The sequence below is a fragment of the Micromonospora auratinigra genome (genome assembly GCF_900089595.1).
Classification (GTDB): domain Bacteria; phylum Actinomycetota; class Actinomycetes; order Mycobacteriales; family Micromonosporaceae; genus Micromonospora; species Micromonospora auratinigra.
This window is the reverse complement of the sequence record NZ_LT594323.1, coordinates 2,460,338-2,485,135: the sequence shown is the minus strand read 5'-3', so window position 1 is coordinate 2,485,135 and position 24,798 is coordinate 2,460,338. Positions and strand designations below refer to the sequence as shown.

At 74.5% G+C, this 24,798-nt stretch carries 13 protein-coding genes; 6 read left to right on the top strand and 7 right to left on the bottom strand.

Annotated features, from left to right (window positions below; translation table 11 throughout):
- Window positions 1–15 precede the first annotated feature (15 nt).
- Both GA0070611_RS11155 and GA0070611_RS11150 read right to left on the bottom strand, forming a co-directional pair.
- Complete coding sequence (locus GA0070611_RS11155) at window positions 16–654, bottom strand: response regulator (RefSeq protein ID WP_231921404.1); 639 nt, start codon at window positions 652–654, stop codon at window positions 16–18.
- Window positions 642–1,751 (bottom strand): sensor histidine kinase, encoded by a 1,110-nt coding sequence (locus GA0070611_RS11150; RefSeq protein ID WP_091662154.1) that lies wholly within the window; start codon window positions 1,749–1,751, stop codon window positions 642–644. Before GA0070611_RS11150 ends, GA0070611_RS11155 begins: the two co-directional genes overlap by 13 nt.
- Window positions 1,752–2,031: 280 nt before the next feature.
- On the opposite strand from GA0070611_RS11150, the gene GA0070611_RS11145 reads away from it, so the two are divergent.
- A complete protein-coding gene (locus GA0070611_RS11145; RefSeq protein ID WP_091662151.1) occupies window positions 2,032–3,693 on the top strand; it encodes a glycoside hydrolase family 10 protein in 1,662 nt (553 codons plus the stop codon).
- A 1-nt stretch (window position 3,694) separates the two neighbouring features.
- Here the strand turns inward: GA0070611_RS11145 and GA0070611_RS11140 are convergent, their stop codons facing one another.
- Entirely contained in the window at window positions 3,695–5,269 is a 1,575-nt protein-coding gene (locus GA0070611_RS11140; RefSeq protein WP_091662146.1) for an FMN-binding glutamate synthase family protein, read from the bottom strand.
- A 160-nt stretch (window positions 5,270–5,429) separates the two neighbouring features.
- On the opposite strand from GA0070611_RS11140, the gene GA0070611_RS11135 reads away from it, so the two are divergent.
- Window positions 5,430–6,749 carry a cation:proton antiporter gene (locus GA0070611_RS11135; RefSeq protein WP_231921403.1) on the top strand — a complete coding sequence of 440 codons (1,320 nt, stop codon included), beginning with the start codon at window positions 5,430–5,432 and terminating at the stop codon, window positions 6,747–6,749.
- 502 nt (window positions 6,750–7,251) lie between these two features.
- Here GA0070611_RS11135 and GA0070611_RS11130 read toward each other — a convergent pair.
- Together GA0070611_RS11130 and GA0070611_RS11125 are read right to left on the bottom strand one after the other, a co-directional pair.
- Complete coding sequence (locus GA0070611_RS11130) at window positions 7,252–8,175, bottom strand: phosphotransferase family protein (RefSeq protein WP_091662141.1); 924 nt, start codon at window positions 8,173–8,175, stop codon at window positions 7,252–7,254.
- Between the two features lie 106 nt (window positions 8,176–8,281).
- Complete coding sequence (locus GA0070611_RS11125; protein ID WP_091662136.1) at window positions 8,282–13,741, bottom strand: ATP-binding protein; 5,460 nt, start codon at window positions 13,739–13,741, stop codon at window positions 8,282–8,284.
- A 416-nt stretch (window positions 13,742–14,157) separates the two neighbouring features.
- Between GA0070611_RS11125 and GA0070611_RS11120 the strand changes: the two genes are divergently transcribed.
- Together GA0070611_RS11120 and GA0070611_RS11115 are read left to right on the top strand one after the other, a co-directional pair.
- Window positions 14,158–16,737 (top strand): ATP-binding protein, encoded by a 2,580-nt coding sequence (locus tag GA0070611_RS11120; RefSeq protein ID WP_091662131.1) that lies wholly within the window; start codon window positions 14,158–14,160, stop codon window positions 16,735–16,737.
- A 76-nt stretch (window positions 16,738–16,813) separates the two neighbouring features.
- Window positions 16,814–17,923, top strand: a complete 1,110-nt coding sequence (locus GA0070611_RS11115) for a WD40 repeat domain-containing protein (protein WP_231921402.1) — start codon at window positions 16,814–16,816, stop codon at window positions 17,921–17,923.
- Between the two features lie 61 nt (window positions 17,924–17,984).
- On the opposite strand, the gene GA0070611_RS11110 is transcribed toward GA0070611_RS11115, so the two are convergent.
- Window positions 17,985–19,607, bottom strand: a complete 1,623-nt coding sequence (locus GA0070611_RS11110; protein ID WP_091662128.1) for a cellulose-binding domain-containing protein — start codon at window positions 19,605–19,607, stop codon at window positions 17,985–17,987.
- Between the two features lie 632 nt (window positions 19,608–20,239).
- Between GA0070611_RS11110 and GA0070611_RS11105 the strand changes: the two genes are divergently transcribed.
- A complete protein-coding gene (locus GA0070611_RS11105; protein WP_091662124.1) occupies window positions 20,240–21,166 on the top strand; it encodes a hypothetical protein in 927 nt (308 codons plus the stop codon).
- 175 nt (window positions 21,167–21,341) lie between these two features.
- Window positions 21,342–23,465 carry a cellulase family glycosylhydrolase gene (locus tag GA0070611_RS11100; RefSeq protein WP_091662120.1) on the top strand — a complete coding sequence of 708 codons (2,124 nt, stop codon included), beginning with the start codon at window positions 21,342–21,344 and terminating at the stop codon, window positions 23,463–23,465.
- A gap of 114 nt (window positions 23,466–23,579) precedes the next feature.
- Here GA0070611_RS11100 and GA0070611_RS11095 read toward each other — a convergent pair whose 3' ends face one another.
- Window positions 23,580–24,752, bottom strand: coding sequence for a trans-sulfuration enzyme family protein (locus GA0070611_RS11095; RefSeq protein WP_091662116.1), 1,173 nt, complete (start codon window positions 24,750–24,752; stop codon window positions 23,580–23,582).
- Window positions 24,753–24,798: the final 46 nt, after the last annotated feature.

Genomic DNA, 24,798 nt, shown 5'->3' with positions numbered 1-24,798 from the left:
ATGCGGCCCGGCGGCTCAGCCGGTCTGGAGGCGGTCCTCGCGGACCCGGGCGGCGAGGTCCAGTTTGGTCCGGCTGGGCCGGCCGAGGTCGTGGTACTTGGCCTTCACCCGGTCCAGGTAGGTGCGGGCGGTCTCCGGCTTGATGCCCAGGTGCCGGGCCGTGGCGGTCAGCGTCATGCCCGAGGCGTACGCGAGCAGCACCCCGCGCTCCCGGGGGGACAGCCGGGGCCGGGTCGGCCGCTCGTCACCCAGGCAGGCGAAGGCCAGCTCGGAGGAGAAGACCGGGCGGCCGGCCGCCACCTCACGGACCGCCGCCGCCAGCGCCGCCAGGTCGTGGTCCTTGGTCACGTACCCGCTGCACCCGGCGGCGAAGGTCGCCACCACCTGGTCGGGGCGCGCCCAGACGCTCAACACCAGCACCCGGCGTCCCGCCGCCACCAGCCGCCGGACGTTCTGCGCGGCCTCGCTGCCGTCGCGCAGCACCAGGTCCAGCAGCACCACGTCGGCCGGTTCCGTCGGCTCACGCAGCAACTGCTCCACCGTGGACGCCACCCGCACCAGTCGCAGGTCGGCCACCGGCGACAGCCAGGCGTCCAGCCCTTCCAGCAGCATCCGGTCGTCGTCGACCGCCGCCACCCGGATCACCCGGTCCACGTCAGCTCCACGCACGTGCCGGCGCCCGGCTCGCTGGAGACCCGGGCCCGGCCGCCCACCTCGGCCACCCGGTCGACGATCGAGTGCCGGAAGCCGAACCCGGGCGGCACGGCGGCGGGGTCGAAGCCCCGTCCCCGGTCGACGACGGTCACCCGCAGTGCCCGGCCCTCCCCGGTCACGGTCAGCCAGGCGTGATCCACCCCGGCGTGCTTCACCACGTTGTTCAGCGCCTCGCGGGCGCCCGCGCGCAGCGCCTCGACCACCGGGGGCGGCACGTCCGCCGGCACCGTCGCACCCTGGTAGCGCACCCGCAGCCCCAGCAGGGAGACCTCGCCGACCACCTCGCGCAGCGCCTCGCCGACGGTGCCGAACGCCGGGTCGGGGCCGGCGCCGAGCAGCCCGCGGATCACCTCGGCGTCCTGTGCGCAACGGCGGCGCACCTCCGGCCGGCCCGGATCCGCCAGGCCCCGGGCGATCAGCGTCAGCGTGGTCAGCACCGTGTCGTGCAGCGCCCGGTGGTGGGCCAGCCGGGTGACGTACCGGGCGTGGTCCGCGGCGGCCTCGGCCTCGGTGGCCAGCCGGTGGGCGTTGACCCGGTCGAGGTTGCGCCCGGCCCGGCGCAGGTAGCGCACCGCGAAGCCGGCGACCAGGGCGAAGCAGGCCAACCCGTTGATCGCGTGCACGAGCGCCGGGACCGGGGAGTCCGTCTCCGGGCCGTACCCGACGATCACCGCCGACTGGGTGAGGGCCAGCGTGAGCAGGCAGCCCGCGATCGACCAGGGTCGGGTCAGCGCCGCACCGACCAGCGACCCGCTCGCCTGCGCCACCAGGTTGCCCCAGTTCGGCACGGCCACGCCGGTGGTCAGGTTCGCCGTGACCACCACCAGCACCAGCCCGGCCAGCAGCACGTCGAGGTGGACCAGCGCCGCCGGGAACCAGCCGCGCCGCCGGGCGGCCCGGAACAGCGCCAGGTTCCAGGACGCCACCACCGCCAGCAGGCCGAGGTTGGCCCAGGTGCTCCGGTACGCGCCGTAGGCGCAGGTGACGACGGCGGGCGCCAGGCAGGTGAGCCGGTGCAGCGCGAGCAGGACCAGCATGAACCGGTTCGCCCGGCCCTCCCCCGTGACATCGACTGTGGTCGCAGAGTGACCGGGCAATGACACGTGGATCATTCTGGCAGTCGGATTCGCGGACGGTCATCACCGAGCGGCACGGCTGGAGCCGTTCGGCGCGCCAGATCGACCGGCCGGTGCGGTGAGCAACCGCTTCCGCCACTTGACGCCCGTGTCCGCGCGCCGACGGCCCCGGGAGCGTTCCCGGGCCGTCGCTTGGGTGCCCGGTGCGCCCCCGCCGGGCGGCGGTGGGCAGACTGGCCCGATGTCCGCCGCCACCCCGCCCGCCCCACCTGCCCCGTCCGCCCGTCGTCGCCGGGCACTCGTCGCGGTCCTCGCCGTGCTCGCGGTCCTCGCCGTCGCGGTGCCGGTCGGCGTCGGGTCGCTCCGGGACCGGAGCCCGGGTGGCGCGGGCACCCGGCCGGCCACCACCGGCGGGGCCCCCGCCGGGGACGGTACGCCGAGCTGCGCCGGCCGCCCCGTGACGGCGCCCCGGGAGCTGCGCGGCATGTGGATCACGACGGTGAACAACATCGACTGGCCGAGCCGGCCCGGGCTGCCCGCCGCGACCGTGCAGGCGGAGTTCCGGGGCTGGCTGGACCTGGCCGTCCGGCAGCGGCACAACGCGGTCTTCGTGCACGTACGACCGAGCGGGGACGCGCTCTGGCCGTCCGCGTACGCCCCGTGGTCGCAGTGGCTGACCGGCAGCCGGGACGGCCGGGACCCCGGCTGGGACCCGATGGAGTTCATGGTCGCCGAGGCGCACGCCCGCAACCTGGAGTTCCACGCCTGGTTCAACCCGTACCGGGGCGGGCAGCCGGCCACCGTGGGCGGGCCCGGCCCGAGACTGGACCAGCTCGCGCCCGACCACCCGCTGCGCCGGCACCCCGAGTGGGTGGTGACCTACCCGAGCGCCGACAAGCCCGGCAGCCGGCTCTACTTCAACCCGGGCATCCCCGAGGCGCGCGCCTTCGTCGAGGACGCCATGCTGGAGGCGGTGCGGCGCTACGACGTCGACGGGGTGCACTTCGACGACTTCTTCTACCCCTACCCCGAGCACGGCCAGGACTTCCCGGACGCGGCGGCGTTCGCCCGCTACGGCAAGGGCTTCACCGACCGGGACGCCTGGCGACGCGACAACGTGGACACCCTGGTCCGCGAGATGAGCGAACGGATCAAGGCGATCAAGCCGTGGGTCAAGTTCGGCATCAGCCCGTTCGGGATCTGGCGCAACAAGCGCACCGACCCGGCCGGCTCGGCCACCGCCGGCCTGCAGAGCTACGACGACATCCACGCCGACACCCGCCGCTGGGTACGCGAGCAGTGGCTGGACTACGTGGTGCCGCAGCTCTACTGGCACATCGGGTTCGCCCGGGCCGACTACGCGAAGCTGCTGCCCTGGTGGGCGGAGACCGTACGCGGCACCCGGGTGCAGCTCTACATCGGCCAGGCCGACTACCGGGTCGGCGAGCGCGGGGCGTGGCGCGACCCGGCGCAACTCGACCGCCAGCTCACCCTCAACCGGCGCTACGGGGTGCGCGGCAGCGTGCACTTCAGCGCGACGCAGGTCCGCGCCGACAAGCTCGGCGCGGTCAGCCGCTACCGCACGGCGCACTACGCCGAACCGGCGCTGCTGCCCGAGATGGCCCAGCTGCCGGCGACGCCCCCGGCCGCGCCCGACCTCACCGGCGCACGGCGGGACGGCGCGGGCGGGGTGGCGCTGAGCTGGCGGGGGAGCGGGGCCACCAGCTTCGCGGTCTACCGCCTCGACGGGGAGCGCGCGACGCTGGTCGGCACCACCCGGGACAGCGGCTGGGTGGACCGCGCCGCGCCGGCCGACCGTACCGTCTCGTACTGCGTGGCGGGTCTGGACCGCAGCGCCAACCAGGGCGCGCTGAGCGCCCCGGCGAGCGTCCCCGTCGGCTGACTCAGCCGACGGCGGTGGGCGACGGCGGGGCGCTGCCGCCCTGCGGCGCCTCGGCCGTCATCAGCCGGACGATCTCCGCCCGGTCGGCGGCGGACGGCAGCCCCCAGTCGGGCCGGTAGCCGTACACCTGGTCCAGCGGGGTCGAGGAGGTGCGGCCGCCGAGGATCTCGACGGCGCCGGTGTCGATCAGACCGGGGTGCTCCACGCCGCACGCCTCGGCGACCTTGACCAGGTCGCGCCGCAGGGTACGCACGTAGTTGGCGGCCCGCACCGACTTGCGCGCCGGGTCCAGGCCCCGGGCCAGCCATTGGTTCTGGGTGGCCACGCCGGTGGGACAGGTGTCGGTGTGGCACTTCTGCGCCTGGATGCAGCCGATCGACAGCATCGCCTCCCGGCCGACGTTGACCATGTCGACGCCGAGGGCGAACGCCACCACGGCGTTGTCCGGCAGGCCCAGCTTCCCGGAGCCGACGAAGACCACCTGCTCGTGCAGGCCGCGCTCGGCGAAGACCCGGTAGACCCGGGTGAAGCCCTGTTGGAACGGCAGCGACACCGAGTCGGTGAAGATCAGCGGCGCGGCGCCGGTGCCGCCCTCACCCCCGTCGACGGTGACGAAGTCGACGCCCCGGCCGGTGTCGCGCATCAGCGTGGTCAGCTCCTCCCAGAAGCCCAGGTCGCCGACGGCGGACTTGATCCCGACGGGCAGGCCGGTCTCGGCCGCGAGCAGCTCGACCCAGTCCAGCAGGCTGTCGCAGTCGGAGAACTCGGCGTGCCGCGACGGGCTGACACAGTCGCGCCCCTCGGTGATGCCCCGGGTGGCGGCGATCTCGGCGGAGACCTTCGCCCCCGGCAGCAGGCCGCCGAGGCTCGGCTTCGCGCCCTGACTGAGCTTGATCTCCAACGCCCGGACCGGGGCTCCCGCCACCAGGTCCTTGAGCCGGTCGAGGGAGAACCGGCCGTGCTCGTCGCGGCACCCGAAGTACGCGGTCCCGAGCTGGAAGACCAGCTCACCGCCGTGGCGGTGGTACGGCGACAGCCCGCCCTCACCGGTGTTCTGCAGGCAGCCGGCCAGCGCGGCGCCCCGGTTGAGCGCCTCGACCGCGTTGCCGGAGAGCGAACCGAAGCTCATCCCGGAGATGTTCACCACCGACTGCGGGCGGAACGCGCCCGGCCGGCCCCGGGCCGCGCCGAGCACCTTGGCGCAGGGCAGCGTGACGTCGTGACCGGCGCCGGGGGCCGACGGCGGCACCGCCCGGCCGAACGTGCGGTGCTTGATGATCGGATAACCGGGCGTGTACTCGATGTCGTTGTCGGTGCCGAACCCGAAGTAGTTGTTCTCCTGCTTCGCCGACGCGTACACCCAGCGCCGCTGGTCGCGGGTGAACGGCCGCTCCTCGTCGTTGCCGGCCACGATGTACTGACGCAGTTCGGGGCCGATCGACTCCAGCAGGTAGCGGGCCCGGCCGAGCACCGGGAAGTTGCGCAGCAGCGCGTGGTCGCGCTGGAGCAGGTCGCGCGCGGCGAGCGCGGCGACGGCGGTGACAGCGGCGGGTACGACTCTCCTGGCCCAGCTCATACCGCCACTCTTTCCGGCCGCGCCGGCCGCCAAACAGTCGGCGGCCGTCTCCCGCGAGACCCGAGCGGGGTGGGCGTTCGCTGGCTATGATCGGCGGGCTCCGTGGCGCGCCGGGAAGTCTGGTCGGCACCGCGATCCCCCCTGCGCCCCGGAGGTCCCCGTGCTGCTGCTCTGCTTCGCCGTCGTCCTGCTCGCCGCCGTGCTGGTGTCGGCGCTGGCGAACCGGACCATCCTGTCCACCGCGGCGCTGTTCCTGGTCGCCGGGTTCGCCCTCGGCGAGGGCACCACCGGGGTGCTGCACCTGCGGGCCGACTCGCCGATCGTCGCGCAGCTGGCGGAGCTGGCCCTGTTCGCGGTGCTCTTCACCGACGGGATGCGGGTCGGCTGGGCGGACCTGCGCAGCGCCTGGCGGCTGCCCGGCCGGGCGCTGGGTTGGGGCCTGCCGCTGACCCTGCTGGTCACCGCCGTGCTGGCGCACTACGTCGCCGGGCTGGGCTGGCCGGAGGCGCTGCTGATCGGGGCGATCCTCGCGCCCACCGACCCGGTGTTCGCCGCCGCGCTGGTCGGCAACGACAAGGTGCCGGCCCGGCTGCGGCACCTGCTCAACGTCGAGTCCGGGGTGAACGACGGGCTGGCCCTGCCGTTCGTGGTGGTGCTGCTGGCCGTCGCGGCCGGCTCCGCCGATCTGCACCTGGGGGAGCTGGCCACCGAGCTGGCCGTCGGGCTGGCGATCGGGGTGCTGGTGCCGCTGGCCGCCATCGCGTTGGAGCGGAGCCGGTTCTTCGCCGCCTCGGCCGCGTACGCGCCGCTCAACGGGGTGGCCATCGGGCTGCTGGTGCTGGCGCTGGGCAGGGCCACCCACGGCAACCTGTTCCTGGCCGCGTTCGCCGCCGGCATCACGGTGGCGACGTTCGGGCCCCGGGAGCGTGCCGCGTTCGAACACTTCGGCGAGAACGTCGCCGAGCTGCTGAAGCTGGCCGCGCTGCTGGTGTTCGGCGCGCTGATCTCGCCCGGCTTCCTCGGCGAGATCCCGTGGACCGGCTGGGTGTTCGCGGTGCTGGCGATCGTGGTGGCCCGGCCGGTCGCGCTCTGGCTGTCGTTCCTGCGCTCCGGGCTGGGCCTGCGGGAGCAGGCCGCCGCCATGTGGTTCGGCCCGAAGGGCTTCGCCTCGGTCGTCTACGGGCTGCTGGTGCTGGAGGCCGGCATCGGCGCCGCCGACGAGGTGTTCCACCTGGTCGCGTTGACGATCGTCATCTCGATCCTGGCGCACTCCTCCACCGACGTGCTGGTCGCCCGGGCGTTCGACGAGGCGCACGAGGCCCCGGCCTGGCACGGCGTGCTGCGCCGGACCCGCCGCGCCGCCGCCGTGGTGCGCGGACGCGCGGCGGCCGGCCCCGGCGGGACGGACCGTGTCCGGCCGCGCCGGCCCACCGACACCGGCGACGACGCCACGGCGGACGGTCAGGCGAGCGCGAAGTAGCGCAGCCAGAGGTACGGCACGGCGAGCCCGACGGTGACCAGGGTGACCACCAGCCCGTAGCGGGCTCCACCACGGGCGGCTCCAGCTGCTCGCGGGGCAGCAGGTCCGCGACCGTACGGCCCTCGGCCCCGCGAAGGAACACGTCCGCGGACGGCTCGTCGATCATGCGGGCCAGGGTCGGGTCCTCCCGGCAGTAGCCGGGGATCACCAGTCGCAGCACCTGGGTACCGGGCAGCACGGTGACCGGGCGGCCCCGCTCGTCGACCACGATCAGCCCGGGCAGGTTGTGCCCGGCCAGCAGCCGGGCCGCTTCGAGCACCGAGGTGGCGACGGTGATGGTGGGGAAGGGCACGGCCAGGTCTCGGGCTCGCACGACGACTCCTGCGGGTTCGGTGGACGCGACGGATCAACCGCCGACCAGACTTCCCGGCACACCCACGACCACCCCAGTCGCCGCCGACGCCGATCTCTCCGCTACGGCGGGCGCGGCGTCCGGTCCCGGTCAGGGCAGCAGCGCGTCGAGCTGCGGCAGCCGGCCGAACAGGTCGGGCAGGCCGCGTACGGCGTCGCGCACCGCCGCGTGCGACACCGCCGACTCGGGGCCGGTCGCCGCCTCGGCGCCGGCCAGGCAGCGGACCACGTTCCACCGGGTGTGCCCGAGCCAACCGCCGATCAGGTGGACGAACCAGCTCGGACCCGACGGCGGCAGCACGCCGCCCGCGCCGGCGTACCCGTCGAGGACGGCGCGGAAGACGGCCGGCTCGATGTCGTCGAAGCCGGGCCCCTTCGCGAGGCTCAGCGCGGTCGAGCCCAGCTCAGCGGAGAGGTCGAGCAGCCCGGAGAGTTCCCAGTCGAGCAGCACCGGGCGACCGTCGCGGGCGAGCAGGTTCCAGGGTTGGACGTCCCGGTGGGTCAGCACGACGGGCCCGGGTCGGTCGCAGGTGTCGACGAGATCGGCGATCGCGAGGAACGTCGGCACCTGGGCGGCGAACTCGTCGGCCCACGGCTGGCCGGTCGCCACCGCCCGCGCGGCGAGCGCGGGCCAGTCCCGGGGCGTCGGCTCGTCGACCGGAGCATGGGTCCACTCGACGTCGAGCGTGTGCAGGCGGGCGAGGATCTCCCCGATCTCGCGCGCGTACGCCCGGGACACCGGCGACTCGGGCACCCGTTCGCCCTCGACCCACCGGTGCACGAGCAGCTCCCGGTCGGCCGAGATCGGCTCCGGCATCGGGATCCCGGCGGCGAAGGCCGCCCGCTCGAACCGGAACACCTCCTCGACGTGGTACGTCGCCCGGCGGTCGACGAGGTTCAACTCCTTCACCGCGAACGACCCCTGGTCGGTGTCGAGCCGGTAGGTCCGGTTGGCGAACCCGCCGGACACGCGGGTCAGCGGCCTGGTCGGCGTGCCGAGGCGGGAGAGGTCCACGCCGGACGAGCCTAGTGGACCGGGGCCTCGGCGGCCGGTCCGGCGGGCCGAGGAACGGGGAAGGGCCCCTCGGCGGTGCCGAGGGGCCCACTCCGCTGCCGGCGGGTCAGCCCAACCGGGACTCGATCGCCTCGATGACCCGCGGCCGCAGCTGGGCGGCGCTGACCACCGCGTCCACCGAGCCCACCTCCACGGCCCGCCGGATGTCGTGCACCCGGTCGAACTCGGTGGCCACCTCGCCGAGCTTCTCCGCGCGTACCGAGGAGCGCAGTTCGTCGAGTTCGGCGGTGAGCGCGGCGCGGTCGGCGCCGGTCGCGGCCGCGACCCGCGTCTCCGCCTCCCGCACCCGGGGGTCGGCGGCGGTGCGGGCGTCCACCTCGCCGGCGAACACCACCGCGGCGGCCGGCGCGCCGCCGAGCACGGAGGCGAACGAGCCCTCCAGCGCCAGCACCGTCATCTGCGGGTTGAGCGCCTTGGAGAAGACCACGAACGCGCCGCCGTGGTAGCGCGAGATCACGCAGAACACGATGGGACCGCGGAAGTTCACGATCGCCCGGCCGATCTCGGCGCCGTACTCCAGTTGCAGCTTGCGCATCGACTCGGGCGAGCCGTCGAAGCCGGACAGGTTCGCCAGCACCACCAGCGGGCGGTTGCCGCTGGCCGCGTTGATGGCCCGGGCGGCCTTCTTCGACGAGCGCGGGAAGAGCGTGCCCGCGGTGTAGGTGTCCGGGCCGTCGGTGGGCGGGAAGCCGCGCCGGGGCACCGACCGGGACTCGATGCCGAGCAGGCAGACCGGGATCCCGCCGAGGTGCACGTCCTGCACCACCGCGGTCTCCGCGTCGGCCATGCCCGCCCAGCGCTCCAGCACCGGGTGGTCCTGGTCGGCGAGCGCCCGCATCACGGTGCGGATGTCGAACGGCTTCTTCCGGTCCGGGTTGGCCCGGGCGGAGAAGATCTCGCCCACCGTGCTGAAGTCGCTGCCGGCCAGGGTGTGCGGGAAGGCGGAGATGTCCCGGTCGACCGGGTCGGTGGTGTCCGTGCGCCGGGGCGCGTCCTCCCCGGGCGCGACGTACGTGTGCGCGTAGTGCGCCATCAGCACGTCCCGGGCGGCCGGCAGGTCCGGCGCCCAGTACTGCGCCTGCCCGTTCGGGCCCATCACCCGGTCGTAGCCGCCGATGCCGAAGTTGTCCTCGGCGGAGACTCCGCCGGAGAAGTCCAGCGACTGCTTGCCGGTCAGCACCATCGCCGAGTCCGGCGTCATCACCAGCACACCCTTGGTGTGCATGAGCATCGTCGCCTCGGCGTTCCAGTACGGCTGCGCGCCGACGTTGATGCCCGCCACCACGATGTTGATCTCACCGCCGGCCTGGGTGAACTCCACGATCCGCTTGAGCGCGGCGGCCACCCAGTCCATGTTCTCGGTGCCCGAGGTCATCGAGATCCGGGCCCCGGCGGAGAGCGCGTACCACTCCAGCGGCACCCCCATCCGCTGCGCCAGGTCCAGCGCGGCGATCACCCGCCGGCACTCCGGCTCGGACAGCGCGCCCAGCGACTTCGTCGGGTCACCGAGCAGCACCACCCGGGTGACGCCCTGCGGGTGCCGCGCGGTCGGCGTGCTGACCACGCCGGCCACGATCGCCGCGCTGTTGCGCCCCTTGGGCCGGTCGACCGGCACCAGCGCGTGCGCGGCGTCCAGGTCGTGCTCGACGAAGTCGCCGAGCAGCCCGGTCAGCTCGTACGGGTACACGGTGTTGCGGCTGCTGGCCCGCAGCACCTTCAGCCGGTAGTCGTCCAGCGGCTCGATCTCGTCGACCGGGGGCTCGCCGATGCTCAGCGCCGCCCCGCCGGTGGCGTCGAAGGAGATCCGGACCGCCATCTTGGTCAGCTCGCCGGTCGCCCGGTCGCGCTGCCGGGCGATGAAGAGGATCTCCTCCAGGCCGGCCCCTGCGGTCGTCGGGCGGACCCGCCCGGCGATCAGCTCCATCTCCTCCCGGGTCAGCTCGCTGGGCGGCCAGACGTAGACCACGATCCGGTTGGTGGGGAAGCGGGCCTTGGACGGTCGCCGGGACTGGGCCCGGCGGATCGAGTCGAGGCAGGCCGCGACGGTGTCCTCGGTGGTCGGCAGGGCGACCAGCCGGCCGTCCTGGTCGCGCAGCGCGGTCAGGTCGCGGACCTGCGCGAACGCGACCAGGCGCTGGTCGGCCGGGTTCTCCCGGGCCACGCACTGGAAGAGGTAGACCTCCTCGTCCAACGACGGCAGCCGGGTCAGGTCGAACCGGTGCAGCCGCTCCAGCTGCATCCGCTGCGCGATGTACGGGTGCAGCCCGCGGATCAGCCGCTCCTCGACCATCCCGGCGTCCGACGGGCGGAACGTGAAGTGGTGGTGCATCACCGCGCCGGCGCGGCCCGCGACGGTGGTGGTGAGCCGGCGGACCTGCGGCGGCAGCGGGTGCGCGGCGATCACCTCGGCCAGTGCGGCGGCCATCGCGTCGAAGTCCTCCGGCTGGTTCTCCCAGGCGAGGTAGACGTCGGCGTCGAGCGCCTCCTCGCCGGCGGCCAGCTCGGCGAGCCCGCGCAGCGCGCCACCCAGCGCGTCGAAGGTCACCGCGGTCGAGACCACGCTCGACCCGGCCCGCTCGGCCACCACGAACGCGCAGCCGGCGACCGTCCGGGTGCCGACGGCGGTGAGCGCCCTGTTGCCGTAGTAGCGCCGGGTCAGCACCTCCAGCAGCACCGTGTTGTCCCGGTCGGCGCGGACCAGCCGCTGCCCGAGCAGCCGGACCAGGGGCTCGGTGCTGCGGACCATCTCGGCGACCCGCTCCGCGCGGTCCGGGGTGTCCGGCTGCGCGTCGAGGTGGCGCAGGTGCGCCCGGACCCGGGCGTACACGCGGGCCCGGTTGCGGCGCAGCAACGGCTGGGCGAACCAGGCGAAGACCACGCCCCGGGCCAGGTCGGCGACGACCGGGAAGCGGACCTGCGTCGCGGCGATCAGCCGCTCCAGCGCCAGACCGGCGGGCTCGCGCAGGGTGTCGTCCGGCCCGGGCTCACGCAGCCAGGCGCGCAGCAGCGCGGCGACCACCCCGGCGTCGGCGGACGCCCGCTGCAGGGCCAGGAAGATCCGGAACACGGCGGCCTCGAGCGCGGGGGAGCGCTCCAGGTCGGTGACCCCGTGGTGCCCGAGCGCCTTGGCCAGCCGGGCCTGGAACGAGGCCGGCAGCCCGGCCCGCTCGACGTCGAGGCTCTGCAGGTAGGTGTGCAGGTACTCGCGGGCGCTGTGCAGGTGGCCGTCGCCGCCGTCCTCGCCGGTGGGCCGGTTGCGGCTCAGCTCGGCGAGGTCGGCGAAGACCGTTACCAGGTCGAGTTCCTCGGCCAGCGGCCGGCCGCCCGCCTCGGTCGCCGCCCGCCGCGCGACCAGGTAGTCGTCGAGCACCCGGCGGTCGTCGTGCGGGTCGACGTCGAAGCCGAGCAGCAGGGCGCGCAGATCCTCCAGGCCGCGCCGGCTGCGGCCGGCCGCCGGCACGTCGGCGGGGACCGCGGGCAGGTCCAGCTCGACGGCGGGCGTCGGCTCGGCGGTGGCCTCGGCGCTGCCGTCGGTGACCGGCTCCAGCCGCAACAGCGGCGCGCCGGCCTCCACCTGGCTGCCGACCGCGACCCCGCACTCCTTGAGCCGGGCCCGGAACGGCGCCCGCAGCACCGTCTCCATCTTCATCGCTTCCAGCACCAGCACCGGCGCGCCCGCGTCGACCTCCGCGCCGACCTCCACCGGCGTGGCGACGACCAGCGCGGGCATCGGGGAGCGGAGCACGCCGCCCTCGTCGCGGCTGATCCGGTGGGTCACCCCGTCGACCTCGACCAGGTGCACGGGCCCGTGGGTGCCGGTGAGCAGCCGGTAGCGGGCGCCGTTGACGGCGATCTGTCCGGTGTGCCGGTCGAAGCGGTCCACCTCGACGTCGGCGGTGCGGACGTCGCCACCCGCCTCGATGCCGACCCGGAACCGGTGCGCGCCGACCCGGGCCACCCGCAGCCGGTAGCCGACACCGCGCAGCTTGAGGTCCAGCGGCCGGCCACCGGCGTGCTGCACCTGGGGCCGGCCGCCGGCCGCCGTGGCGAGCAGCCGCTGCCGCTCGGCCTGCTCCTCCTCCTCGTACGCCTCGATCGCGGCGGCCGCCAGCGCGACGGCGGAGTGCCGGTGCGAGACGAGCCGTCCCTCGCCGCGGACCCGGTCGATCCAGCCGGTGTCGGCGCTGGCGTCGATCACCTCGGGCTGGTCGAGCAGGTCGAGCACGAAGCTCTTGTTGGTCGCGCCGCCCTCGATGACCACCGTGGTGTTCGCCATCGCCCGGCGCAGCCGGCCCAGGGCCTCGTCGCGGTCCCGGCCGTACGCGATGATCTTGGCGATCATCGAGTCGAAGTCGGCCGGGATGGTGTCGCCCTCGCTGACCCCGGTGTCCACCCGGATGCCCGGCCCGGCGGGCAGGTCCAGCCGGGCGATCCGCCCCGGCGAGGGGGCGAAGTCGCGGTCCGGGTCCTCGGCGTTGAGCCGGGCCTCGACGGCGTGACCGCGCTCGAGGGGCGGCTCGCCGGTGAGCCGGCCGCCGCCGGCCACGTGCAGCTGCGCCTTGACCAGGTCGAAGCCGGTGGTCGCCTCGGTGATCGGGTGCTCGACCTGCAGCCGGGTGTTGACCTCCAGGAACGCGAAGAGCCGGTCGCCGGGGTGGTAGAGGAACTCGACGGTCGCCGCGCCCCGGTAGCCGACCGCCACCGCCAGCCGCTCCGCCGACGCCTTCAGCTCGGCCGTCTGCTCCCGGTCGAGCACCGGCGACGCCGACTCCTCGATGACCTTCTGGTTGCGCCGCTGCACCGAGCAGTCGCGCACCCCGAGCGCCCACGCGGTGCCCTGGCCGTCGGCGATCACCTGGACCTCGACGTGCCGGGCGCCGGTGACCAGGCGCTCCAGGAACACCACCCCGCTGCCGAACGCCCGCGCCGCCTCCTGGCTGGTGCGCTCGTACGCGTCGGCGAGCTCGGCGGCGTCCCGGACCACCCGGATGCCCCGCCCGCCGCCACCGGCGGTCGCCTTGAGCATCAGCGGGTAGCCGATCCGCTGCGCCGCCGCCAGCGCCGCGTCGAGCGTGTCGACCGGGCCGCGGCTCCACGGCGCGACCGGCACGCCGACCTCCTCGGCGAGCAGCTTCGCGCCGATCTTGTCGCCGAGCTGGCGCATGGCGTCCGCGCTCGGCCCGACGAAGGTGACCCCGATCTTCTCGCACAGCTCCGCGAACGCCGGGTCCTCGGCGACGAAGCCCCAGCCGACCCAGGCGGCGTCGGCCCGGGTCGCCACCAGGGCGCGCTCCAGCCGGGCCAGGTCCAGGTACGGTCGGGCCGAGGCCGGCCCGATCTCGTACGCCACGTCCGCCTCGCGCACGAACGTGGCGGTGCGGTCGACGTCGGTGTGCAGGGCGACGGTCTCGATGCGGGCGCCGGTCTCCGCAGCCAGCTCTCGGACCGCGTGGATGAGCCGCATGGCGGCCTCACCACGGTTGACGATGGCGATACGGCTGAACACCCGATCGACCCCTCCGGTAGACCCATGATCCCGCTCACCGGACGACGGCGTCCGGCAGAGATCACTTTTCCGGCTGTCGGCGGGGAGCGCCATGTCGTAACCGCCGAACCCTGCGGGGCGGCGTTTGTAGGAACCCCACAAGAGTTTTTGGCCCCTGGGTCCGTGGCGGAGGCTGCCCACCCGGTCCGGTCCGGCGCCCCCGTGACACCGGACCGGACGAGGTCGACGAGCGGACGGGCCGGTCAGCCGGGTGCCGGCGGACGGCCCCCGCTCGGAACGGCCGCCCGCTGGGGGTCGAGCGGCCGTGCGTAGAGCAAACCCCGGCGCGCGCTTGCGGGACAGGACGGACGGGCGGACATTGCGGCGGACATTCCGCCGGAGGTACGCTGCCGCGATTCCGCTTTCGAGAGGAATGGATGAGTTCCGATACCTTTGGTGGCCTGCTCCGGCGGCATCGGCTGCGGGCCCGGCTGACCCAGGAAGCGTTGGCCGAGGCGGCGGAGGTCAGCTCTCGATCGGTCCGGGACATCGAGCGGGGCGGCAGCCGTGCGCCGCGACCCCGTACCGTCGAGCGCCTCGCCACCGCCCTCGGGCTGGTCGGCGACGAGCGGGACGCGTTCCTCCGCCACGGTGCCAGGCTGTTCTGGGCCGCCCGCTCCGGCGAGCCGGAGCCGGTGGAGCCGCCCGGGAGCGACCGGCGCGCCGCCGCGCCCGCCCGGGCCGACCGGGCAGCCGCCGCGCCGGCCGGAGTCGACCGGCGGGCCGACCCGCCGGCCGGGGCCGACCCGGGGGCCGACGAGCCGGCCGGACCGTGGCCGGTGCGCCAGCTGCCCACCGACACCGCCGACTTCGTCGGCCGGGAGGCCGAACTGGCGGAGGTACGGGAGGCGGTCGACGGCGGCTGCGCGCTGGTGGCCGTCTCGGGGCCGCCCGGCGTCGGCAAGACGGCGTTCGCCCTGCACGCCGCGCACCTGCTCGCAGACCGCTTCCCGGACGGCCAGCTGTTCGTCCGGGTCGGCGACCGGTCCGCCGCCGACGCCGGCGCCACCGAGCTGCTGGCCCGGTTGCTGCGCACGGTCGGGGTCAGCGGCCAGGCCCTGCCCACCGGGACGGACGAGCGGGCCGCGCTGCTGCGCCACCGGCTCGCCGGCCGACGGGTGCTGCTGGTGCTCGACGACGTGGCCGGCCATGCGGACGTCGAACCGGTCCTGCCGCCGGCCGGCTCGGCGGTGCTGGTGACCAGCCGCCTGCCGCTGACCGGCCTGCCCGGCGTGCGGGCGCTCGACCTGGCTCCACTCACCGACGAGGCCGGGATCGCGCTGCTGTCGCGGGTGGCCGGCACCGACCGGGTACGCGGCGAGGCGCTGGCCGCCCGGGAGCTGATCGCCGTCTGCGGCGGCCTGCCCCTGGCGGTACGGATCGTCGCCGCGCGGCTCGCGGCCCGGCCACACTGGACGGTGGGGGGACTCACCCGGCGGCTGACCGACGACCGGGTGCGGCTGGACGAGTTCCGCTACGGCGACCTGGCGGTCCGCCCGCACCTGCAGCTCGCCCACGAGGGGCTGACGCCGGCGGCCGCCCGGGCCTTCGCGCTGCTCGGCGGGCTGCCGGTGCCGTCCTTCCCGGAGTGGGCGGTGAGCGCGCTGCTGGACGTGGACCTGGCGCGGGGCGCCGTGGTGCTGGACGAGCTGCTGGACGCCCGGCTGGTCGACGCCGTCGGGCTCGACCACGCCGACCAGCCGCGGTTCCGGCTGCACGAGATCACCCGGCTGTACGCCCGCGAGTGCCAGGAGCGGCAGGTCACCGCCGCCGACAGCGCGGCGGCGCTGTCCCGGGTGGCCGAGGGCTGGTTGGCGCTGGCCCGGCACGCCCGGCAGCACCTGCGGTGCGAGACCTTCCAGCTCGACGACCCCGGCCTGCCGGCGGCCCTCGACGCCCCGGCCGTCGCCGAGCTGGCCGCGCGCCGGCCGATCGACTGGTTCGAGGCCGAGCGGCCGGTGCTGACCGCGCTGGTGGTCGCCTGCGCCTCGGCCGGCCTGGCCGCCACGGCCCGCTGCCTGGTCGGCTGCGCCACCGACTTCTACGCGTCCCGGGCCTACTACGAGGACTGGCAGCGGGCCACGCTCGCCGCGCTGGACGCCTGTCGGGACGCCGGTGACCGGGCGGGGGAGGCGGCGTTGACCCGCAGCCTCGGCAGCTGCCTGATCGAGGTGGCCGCGCCGGAGGAGGCGGCCGCCGTCCTCCGCACGGCGCGCGGCCTCGCCCTGGCGGTCGACGACCGGGCCGGCGCCGCCACCGCCCGCAAGGACCTGGGCTTCATCCTCGGGCTCAGCGGGGCCCTCGACGAGGCCGAGGGGGAGCTGCGGGCGGCCGCCGACGAACTGGCCCTGGTGGGCAACCCGGGCACCGCGATCGCCCTGACCAACCTCGCCTTCGTGCAGCAGCAGCGCGGCAACGCGGCCGCGGCGCTGGAGACGAGCGAGGCCGCGCTGCTCGTCGCCCGCACCGGGGACAGCCCGATCACCGAGGCGTTCGCGCTGCGCCGGCTCTCCAGCACCCGGCTGGAGAACGGACGGGTCGCCGAGGCGCAGCAGGCGGCCCGCCGCGCGGTCGAGCTCTTCCAGTGGTCCGGTGACGCCATCGGCGCCGCGCAGAGCATGCGGGCGCTCGGTGAGGCGCTCGCCCGGGACCCGGCGCGGCGGGCCGAGGCCGAGCAGGTGTTCGCCCGCGCGGCGGACCTGTTCCGGGAACGTGGGCACCGCTGGGGCCTGGCGCTGACCGAGTTGAGCCTCGGCGAGCTGGAGGCGACCCACGACGGGCCGGCGGCGGTCGAGCGGCTGCGCCGGGCGCTGCACTACTGGACCGAGGAGTCGGTGCCCGCGTTGCGGGCGCGTACACTCGTCGCGCTCGCGGTGGCGTCCGAATCGGACGATCCGGTGGCCGCCGCCGAGTTCCGTGCCGAGGCCGCGCAGGTACGGCGGCAACTGGGGAGCTGACCGGCGCGGACGGCGGCGGGCCGCGGACCGGCGTGGCGGATGCCGACGACCGGCCGGTACCGACCGGAGGAGAGCTGTGCAGAGGCTGCCGCGCCCGGTGTCGTGGATCGTCGCCGCCGTCGGCGCGGCCGTGCTGACCGGGGCGGGCCCGCTGCTCACGCCGGCGCGGGCCGCGGCGGCGCCGGTCGCCGGCCGGCCCGCCACCCCGCTGTGCCAGGTACGCGACCCGCGGCTGACCGAGCTCTCCGGGCTGGCCGTCACCGCGACCGGGTTCGTGGTGGTGAACGACGGCGCGGACGAGGAGTCGCACCGGCGGATCTTCTTCCTCGACCGGGACTGCCGGGTGACGCGCGCGGTGCGGTACCCGTCGCGCCCGCGCGACACCGAGGACCTGGCGCTCGCGCCCGACGGCACCAGCTGGGTCGCCGACATCGGCGACAACGACCGGAGTCGGCAGACCGTCGGCCTGTGGCGGCTCGCGCCCGGCCGGGCCCGGCCCCAGCTGTACCGGCTCAGCTACCCGGACGGCCCGCACGACGCCGAGGCGCTCCTGCTGACCCCCGACGGGCGGCCGTTGCTCGTGACGAAGCAGGGCGGCGCGGCCGGCGTCTACGCCCCCGCCCGGGACCTGGTGCCCGGCGCGACGGTGCCGATGGTGCGGCGGGGCGAGGTGCGGCTGCCCGGCACGGACACGAGCAACCCGTTCGGCTTCCTCGGCCGGGCCGTGGTCACCGGCGGTGCGGTCGCCCCCGACGGGCGGCGGGTGGTGCTGCGCACCTACGCCGACGCGTTCGAGTTCGACGTCCCCGACGGTGACGTGGTCGCCGCGCTGACCGGGGGGACGCCGCGGGTCGTCCCGCTGCCCGACGAGCCGCAGGGCGAGTCCGTCGGCTACACCCCGGACGGCCGGTCCCTGGTCACCGTCTCGGAGCGCACGGACGGGCCGGCCGGCGCCCGGCCGGTGGTGCTGCGCTACCCGTTGCCCGACCCGCCGCCCCCGTCGCCCGCCACCACCGCCCCGTCCCGCCCCACCGGTACGCCCGCGGGCGGCGCCCCGGCGTCCGGCGCGGCCTCCCGGGGGTCGGACGGTCGGCCCCGGGTACCCCTGGTGGTGCTGCTGATCGGGGCCGCTCTGGTGGCGGTGGGCGGGCTGGCCCTGTGGCGGGAGCGCGTGGCGCGCCGCTGAGGCCGTACCGCTGGGCGGGTCGGGCCGGTACGTCGCCGTACCGGCCCGACCCGGCTCGGGGTTACAGGCTGACCACCCGCCCGCCGAGGGTCACCACCAGGCGACCGTCGGCGGCGAAGGACCACCCGAGGGCGCCGCTGTACGAGGCGCACCTCGACCCGTTGGCGCCGGTCCAGAACTGGTTCGAGCCGTCGGCGTCCCCGACGGTCTTGTCGTTCGTGCCGCTGCTGGTGCTGCGGCACGAGACGTTGTTGCGGAACACCGAGGTGCCGGCGTCGAAGGAGAAGTTGCGCTGGGTGTTGTCGACGCCGAGGTTGTTCGAGATCGTCATCGAGCCCGGGTTGCTGTTGTACGTGAACCCGTGCTTGCCGTTCCGGTAGGCGATGTTGTGCCGCACGACGTGGTTGACCGCGATCCCGTCGCCGCCGAGCTTGTAGCCGTTGCGGTCGCCGTTGGCGTTGACCGTGCCGTTGCTCAGGGTGCCGTTGTCGTAGGCCAGCGAGTACTCGATCGTCACCGGGCCGATCGCGCCGGTGTCGGTCTTGGTGTAGAGGTCCCACCCGTCGTCGATGTTGTGGTGCGACACGGCGTAGCGGAAGACGTTGCCGGTGCCGACGGTGAGCTTCGCGGCGAACCCGTCGGCGTCCTCACCGTCGGAGTCGGCGTTGTCGTGCGACTCGGCGCTCAGCACCAGGTTGTTGGCCGGCCACTGGTCGCGTGGCGTGTCCGAGGAGATCCGGCCCAGTTGCAGGCCGGTGTCCCGGTTGTAGCGGGTGACCGTGCGCTCGATGATGTTGTTGCTGCCGCCGACGTAGATCCCGTTGTCGCCGGCCCGCTCCACCACCAGCCCGTAGACCCGCCAGTACGACCCGTTCACGGCGAGCCCCCGGTTCGCCGGGTCCTCGGTCATCGCGGAGAAGTTCAACACCGGCGTCTCACCCGGGTACGCCGACAGGGTCCTGCGGGCGCCGGCGGTGCCGTTGTTGCCCGCCGCGATGGTCACCGTCTGGGCCAGGTTGTAGACCCCGCCGCGCAGGTAGATGGTGCCGCCCGCGCCGACCCGGGTGATCGCCGAGGCGAGCGTGGTCGGGTTCGACTGGGTGCCGGCGGCGCCGGCGCTGCCGCCGGGTGCGGCGTAGATCGCGCCGGTGGTCGGGGGTGGGGTGCTCGGCGGCGGGCTGGTGGGGGAGGGGCTGGTGGTGGGGGACGGGCCGGTGGTGGGCGAGCCGGTCGGCGAGCTGCCGGGGCTGCTCGGGGTGACGCCGCCGGTGCAGGTGACCCCGTTGACCGCGAAGCCGGCCGGCACCGGGTTGCTGCTGTTGTTCCAGCTGCCGTTGAAGCCGAAGGAGGTGGTGGCGTTGGTGGCGAGTGAGCCGTTGTAGTCCACGTTCGACGCCCGGACGGTGCTGCCGCTCTGGCTGAAGGTGGCGCTCCAGCCCTGGCCGACGGTCTGTCCGGCGCCGAACGCCCAGGTGACCGTCCAGGCGCTGAGCGGATCGCCCAGGTTGGTCAGGTTGACGTTGGCGGTGAAGCCGCCGGACCACTGCGCGGTCACCGCGTAGTCGACCCGGCAGCCGGCCGCCGCCTGGGCGGCGTTCGCGGTTACCACGACGCCTGTGGCGGCGAGCGTGGCCGCCGTGACCCCGGAGATCCACCACGCGCTGCGCCGCTGTCGATCGATCATGCTGCTGCTCCTCTGAGTCCATGCCTCAACGAACCCGCAGAGGGGGTGTCGGCGCCGGTGCCCGGCCGGTGCCGCTGCGGGCCTTGCTGCCCGGACGTCCATCGCGGATGGACCTCTCGCGCCGCACCGGCTCGGGCCGTTCCGGCCGGGGCCGGTGGCGAGGTCTAGGTAAGCGCTTTCCCCACGGTACTGACGCCCTTCGATGCGGTCAACCGTCCACCCGCCCGGCTCGACCCCGGCACATGGTGGCCCCCCGTCCGCGTGACGCGCCACCCCTTCCCGAATCGACGGCGACCGTCGCCGGGTCCCACCCGTCAACCCATCCTCCTAGGATGCTCCAGCGGTGGTGACGCCACCCGGTCCAGCGTGGTCCTGGTCATGTTCGTCACTGTCGCGCGCCACCGGCTCCGATGTGGATCGATGCGGCCGGATTCCCCTGTCGGGCGGCGGTCTCCGGCCGCCGGACAGCGGGCGGAGCGATCCGGTGGCGGACCGGCCTGTGCACGCTGCGTCATCGCCCGCCACGCGTGGTGAACACCGGGACCGTCGGCGGGGGAGTGCCCCTTGCGGGCCTCACTACCCTGTCGGTGTTTCGGGCCGTGCCGTCGGCCGACGATCGATAAGGGTCTCAGATGAGCGACAGTTACCCTCCGTACGGAGGTCAGCCGGATCCGCACGCCCCGTGGGGCGGTCAGCCGACCCCGCCGGGAAGTTACCCCGGCTCGCCGACCCCGCCGGGGAGCTACCCCGGTCAGCCGGTCTCGTCGGGCGGCTACCCGCCCCCGCCGGGCCCGCCCGGCGGCTATCCCGGCCAGCCCGCGCCCTTCGGCGCTCCCGTGCCGCCGCCCAGCGGGTCGAAGAAGGGCCTGATCGTCGGGCTGTCCGCCGCGGCCGTGGTGCTGGTGCTCGCCTGTTGCGGCGGGGGCATCGGGCTCTACCTTGCCCGCGACGGCGGCGACGACCCGAAGCCGATCGCGTCCGGGTCCACCACCCCCGGTCCGGCCGGGTCGAGCGCGGCCCCCACCGCCGGCCCGGAGCAGTCGGAGTCGGAGCAGCCGACCGACAACGACGCGCTGACCGCCCGCTACTCCAGTGACATGTCCTCGGTCTGCGAGGGCAGCTCGATCCTGAACGCGGCGCCGTACAGCACCCCGTCGGGCGCCAAGGCGCTGGTGTTCGCCAACGCCCCGGACCGCCCGTCGTTCTGGTCGCAGAAGTCGTTCAGCTCGGCGAAGTCGTACTACACCCGGTCGTCGGACTTCGCGGCGGCGTCGGTGGTGGGCTGCCTGAAGGTGGTGGACGGCAGCGAGGGTGCGCCGAAGAAGTGCGACTACAAGAACAGCGAGGGCAAGCGCGTCACCGTCTCGTACATCTCCTCGCGGTACCAGCTGACGTTCTACGCGGCGAAGACCGGCGAGAAGATCGGCGACGGCGGCACGGTGAACGCGCCGGCCACCCGCTGCCCGAGCTTCATCTCGTACAACAAGATCACCATGAAGTCGTACGCGGCGCCGGACCCCGGCACGATGGAGGCGGCCCTGGACAAGTTCCTGGGCTGAGTCGGGTAGCGCGTCGGTGGACGGGCGGTGCGTGGGGGTTCCCTCACGCCCCGCCCGTCTTGCTATTGCCGAGCGTCGATCGACAAAGTTTAGTATCCAAACTTACTCTGCCGGATGCGCAGGTGAGAGCTGTCCTGTGCCCACCCCATCGTTCCCGGCATCCCTAAGGAGCACCATGGCCGGCATCCGAGAAGTCGCCCGGAGAGCCCGCTGGCGGCTCGGCCTGGTGGCGACCGCCGCCGCCGCCCTCGTCGCCGGCACCGGCCTGGTCGCCGCGACCAGCGCCCAGGCCGCCGCCGGCTGCCGCGTCGGGTACGCGGTGAGCAGCCAGTGGCCCGGCGGCTTCACCGCCGACGTCTCCGTCACCAACCTCGGTGACCCGGTCACCGGCTGGACCCTGGCCTGGAGCTTCCCCTCGGGGCAGCGGGTGACCCAGGCGTGGAACGCCACCGTCACCTCCTCGGGCAACCAGGCCACCGCGAAGGACGCCGGCTGGAACGCCGCGATCGGCACCAACGCGACCGTCTCGTTCGGCTTCAACGGCTCCTGGTCGGGGACGAACACCGCACCCACCGCGTTCACCCTCAACGGCGTCGCCTGCACCGGCGGCGTCGGCGGCAGCACCTCGCCGACGGCCTCACCGACGCCGTCCACCACCCCGCCGACGCCGACCCCGACGTCCTCGCCGAGCACGCCGCCGCCCGCCGGCACCGCGATGGCCGCGGTGGCCGCCATGCAGCCCGGCTGGAACCTCGGCAACTCCTTCGACGCGGTCGGCGCCGACGAGACCGCCTGGGGCAACCCCCGGGTGACCCAGGCGCTGCTGGACAACGTCCGGGCGCAGGGCTTCAACAGCATCCGCATCCCGGTCACCTGGAGCAACCACCAGGGCGCCGCGCCGGGCTACCTCATCGACGCCGCCTGGCTCGCCCGGGTCAGGGAGGTGGTCGGCTGGGCGCTGGCCGACGGCTTCTACGTGGTGCTCAACGTGCACCACGACTCGTGGCAGTGGATCAACACGATGCCCACCGACCACACGAACGTGCTCAACCGCTACAACGCGCTCTGGACCCAGATCGCGGGCGCGTTCAAGGACTCCCCGGCCAGGCTGGTCTTCGAGAGCGTCAACGAGCCGCAGTTCACCGGCAGCTCCGGTGACGCGCAGAACGCCGGCCTGCTCAACGAGTTGAACACCTCGTTCCACCGGATCGTGCGGGCCTCCGGCGGCGCCAACGCCACCCGGCTGCTCGTGCTGCCGACCCTGCACACCTCGGCCGAGCAGGCCCGCGTCGACGAGCTGAGCAGCACCATCGCCGCCCTCAACGACCCGAACCTGGTCGCCACCGTGCACTTCTACGGGTACTGGCCGTTCAGCGTGAACATCGCCGGCGGGACCCGCTTCGACGCCACCGCGCAGCAGGACCTGACCGACCAGTTCGACCGGGTCCACACCGCCTTCGTCGCGCGCAACATCCCGGTCGTCATCGGCGAGTACGGGCTGCTCGGCTTCGACCGGCACACCGGCACCATCGAGCAGGGCGAGAAGCTCAAGTTCTTCGAGTTCCTCGGCTGGTACGCGCGCCAGCGCAAACTCACCACCCAGCTCTGGGACAACGGCCAGCACTTCGACCGGACCACCTTCCAGTGGCAGGACCCGGAGCTGTTCGCCCAGATCAGGTCGAGCTGGACCACCCGCTCCGGCACCGCCTCCAGCGACCAGGTGTACGTGCCGAAGACCGGCGCCGTCACCGCGAAGAGCCTGACGCTGAACCTGAACGGGACCACCTTCCAGGGGCTGCGCCAGGGCAGCACCGATCTGGTGGCCGGCACCGACTACACGGTCTCCGGCAGCACGCTGACGCTCAGCGCCGCCGCCCTGACCCGGCTGGTCGGCTCCCGGGCGTACGGCGTGAACGCCACCCTCCAGGCGCGCTTCTCCGCCGGGGTGCCGTGGCGGATCGACGTCATCACGTACGACCCGCCACTGGTGTCCGACGCGACCGGCACGACGGCCTCGTTCGCGGTACCCACCCAGTTCCGGGGTGACCAGCTCGCCACCATGGAGGCGACGTACGCCGACGGCTCCAACGCCGGACCGCAGAACTGGACCTCGTTCAAGGAGTTCGACGTGACCTTCGCGCCGAACTACGGCAGCAACACGATCAGCCTGAAGCCGGAGTTCTTCGCCGAGGTGAACGACGGCCGGAAGGTGACCCTGACGTTCCACTTCTGGAGCGGCACGAAGGTCACCTACCACGTGACGAAGTCGGGCGGCAGCGTCACCGGCAGCGTGAACTGACGCCGGTGGCGGCGCGGCGGGTGACCCACCCGCCGCGCCGCCGTCCCACGACGGTCGGCGACGCCCGCACCAGCGGCGGACGCGAGGGCTGACCGGCAGCCCCGCCCACCGGCCTCAGCCGACGGCCTTGTCCAACGCGGCCAGGAAGTCGGCCACCAGGTCGGCGGTGTCCTCGATGCCGGTGGAGACCCGGACCAGGCCGTCGCCGATGCCGCTGGCGGCCAGCTGTGCGGCGTCCACGATCCCCGCCCACATCGACCGGGGGTGCACCACCAGCGTGCTGACGCTGCCCAGGCTGGCCGCCCGCTTGGCCAGCGCCGAGCCGGCCAGCAACGCCGCCGCCCCGGCCCGGCCCGCCGCCAGGTCGACGCTGAGCACCCCGCCGAACCCGGTCATCTGCCGGCGGGCCAGCTCGTGCTGCGGATGCGACGGCAGGCCCGGGTAGCGGACCCGGGCCACCGCCGGGTGCCCCTGCAACGCCTCGGCCAGGGCGAGCGCGTTCTCGTTGTGCCGCTGCACCCGCAGCGGCAGCGTCCGCAGGCCGCGCAGCAGCAGCCAGGCGTCCACCGGGCCGAGGGTCGCGCCGGTGACGATCGCGGTCCGCCACACCCGTTCCACCAGCTCGGCGGAGCCGACGACCACGCCCGCCGACACGTCCGAGTGGCCGCCGAGGAACTTCGTGCCGCTGTGCCACACCAGGTCCGCGCCGAGCGCCGTCGGGCGCTGGTTCACCGGGGTGGCGAAGGTGTTGTCCGCCACCACCAGGGCCCCCGCCGCGTGCGCCAGGTCGGCCACCGCCCGCAGGTCGGTCAGCTCCAGCAGCGGGTTGCTCGGCGTCTCCACCAGCACCAGCCGGGTGTGCGGCGTCCAGGCCCGCTCGAACGCGCCGACGTCGGTCTGGTCGACCTGGGTGCAGGACACCCCGAACCGGGCGAGCAGGCCGGTGGCGAGCGAGGTGGTGCCGCCGTACGTGCTGCGCTGGATCACCACGTGGTCGCCGGCCGACAGCAGGGCCAACGCGACGGTGCTGATCGCGCCCATCCCGGAGGCGGTCACCAGCCCGGTCTCCGCCCCCTCCAGCTCGGCGACCACGGCCGCCACCTGCGCGTGGTTCGGATTGCCGTAGCGGGTGTAGAAGGCGCTGCCCCGGGTCTCGGTGGCGATCTCGGTGAACCGCTCGTCGGACTCGGCGCTGAACGTCGCGCTCTGCACGATCGGCGGCGCCACCGCCCCACCGGGAACCAGTGCGTCGTCGCCGTGCACGGCGGTGGTGCTGAAGCCGGTCATCGCTCCTCCTGCCGGGTCGGGTGCCGGTGGGGGCGGGTGGTGGCCC

Excerpts from the sequence above, each read along its gene's own strand:
- GA0070611_RS11150 (WP_091662154.1), bottom strand. The coding sequence starts at position 1,751 with ATGCTGGTCCTGCTCGCGCTGCACCGGCTCACCTGCCTGGCGCCCGCC.
- GA0070611_RS11145 (WP_091662151.1), top strand. The coding sequence starts at position 2,032 with ATGTCCGCCGCCACCCCGCCCGCCCCACCTGCCCCGTCCGCCCGTCGT.
- GA0070611_RS11140 (WP_091662146.1), bottom strand. The coding sequence starts at position 5,269 with ATGAGCTGGGCCAGGAGAGTCGTACCCGCCGCTGTCACCGCCGTCGCC.
- GA0070611_RS11120 (WP_091662131.1), top strand. The coding sequence starts at position 14,158 with ATGAGTTCCGATACCTTTGGTGGCCTGCTCCGGCGGCATCGGCTGCGG.
- GA0070611_RS11110 (WP_091662128.1), bottom strand. The coding sequence starts at position 19,607 with ATGATCGATCGACAGCGGCGCAGCGCGTGGTGGATCTCCGGGGTCACG.
- GA0070611_RS11105 (WP_091662124.1), top strand. The coding sequence starts at position 20,240 with ATGAGCGACAGTTACCCTCCGTACGGAGGTCAGCCGGATCCGCACGCC.
- GA0070611_RS11100 (WP_091662120.1), top strand. The coding sequence starts at position 21,342 with ATGGCCGGCATCCGAGAAGTCGCCCGGAGAGCCCGCTGGCGGCTCGGC.
- GA0070611_RS11095 (WP_091662116.1), bottom strand. The coding sequence starts at position 24,752 with ATGACCGGCTTCAGCACCACCGCCGTGCACGGCGACGACGCACTGGTT.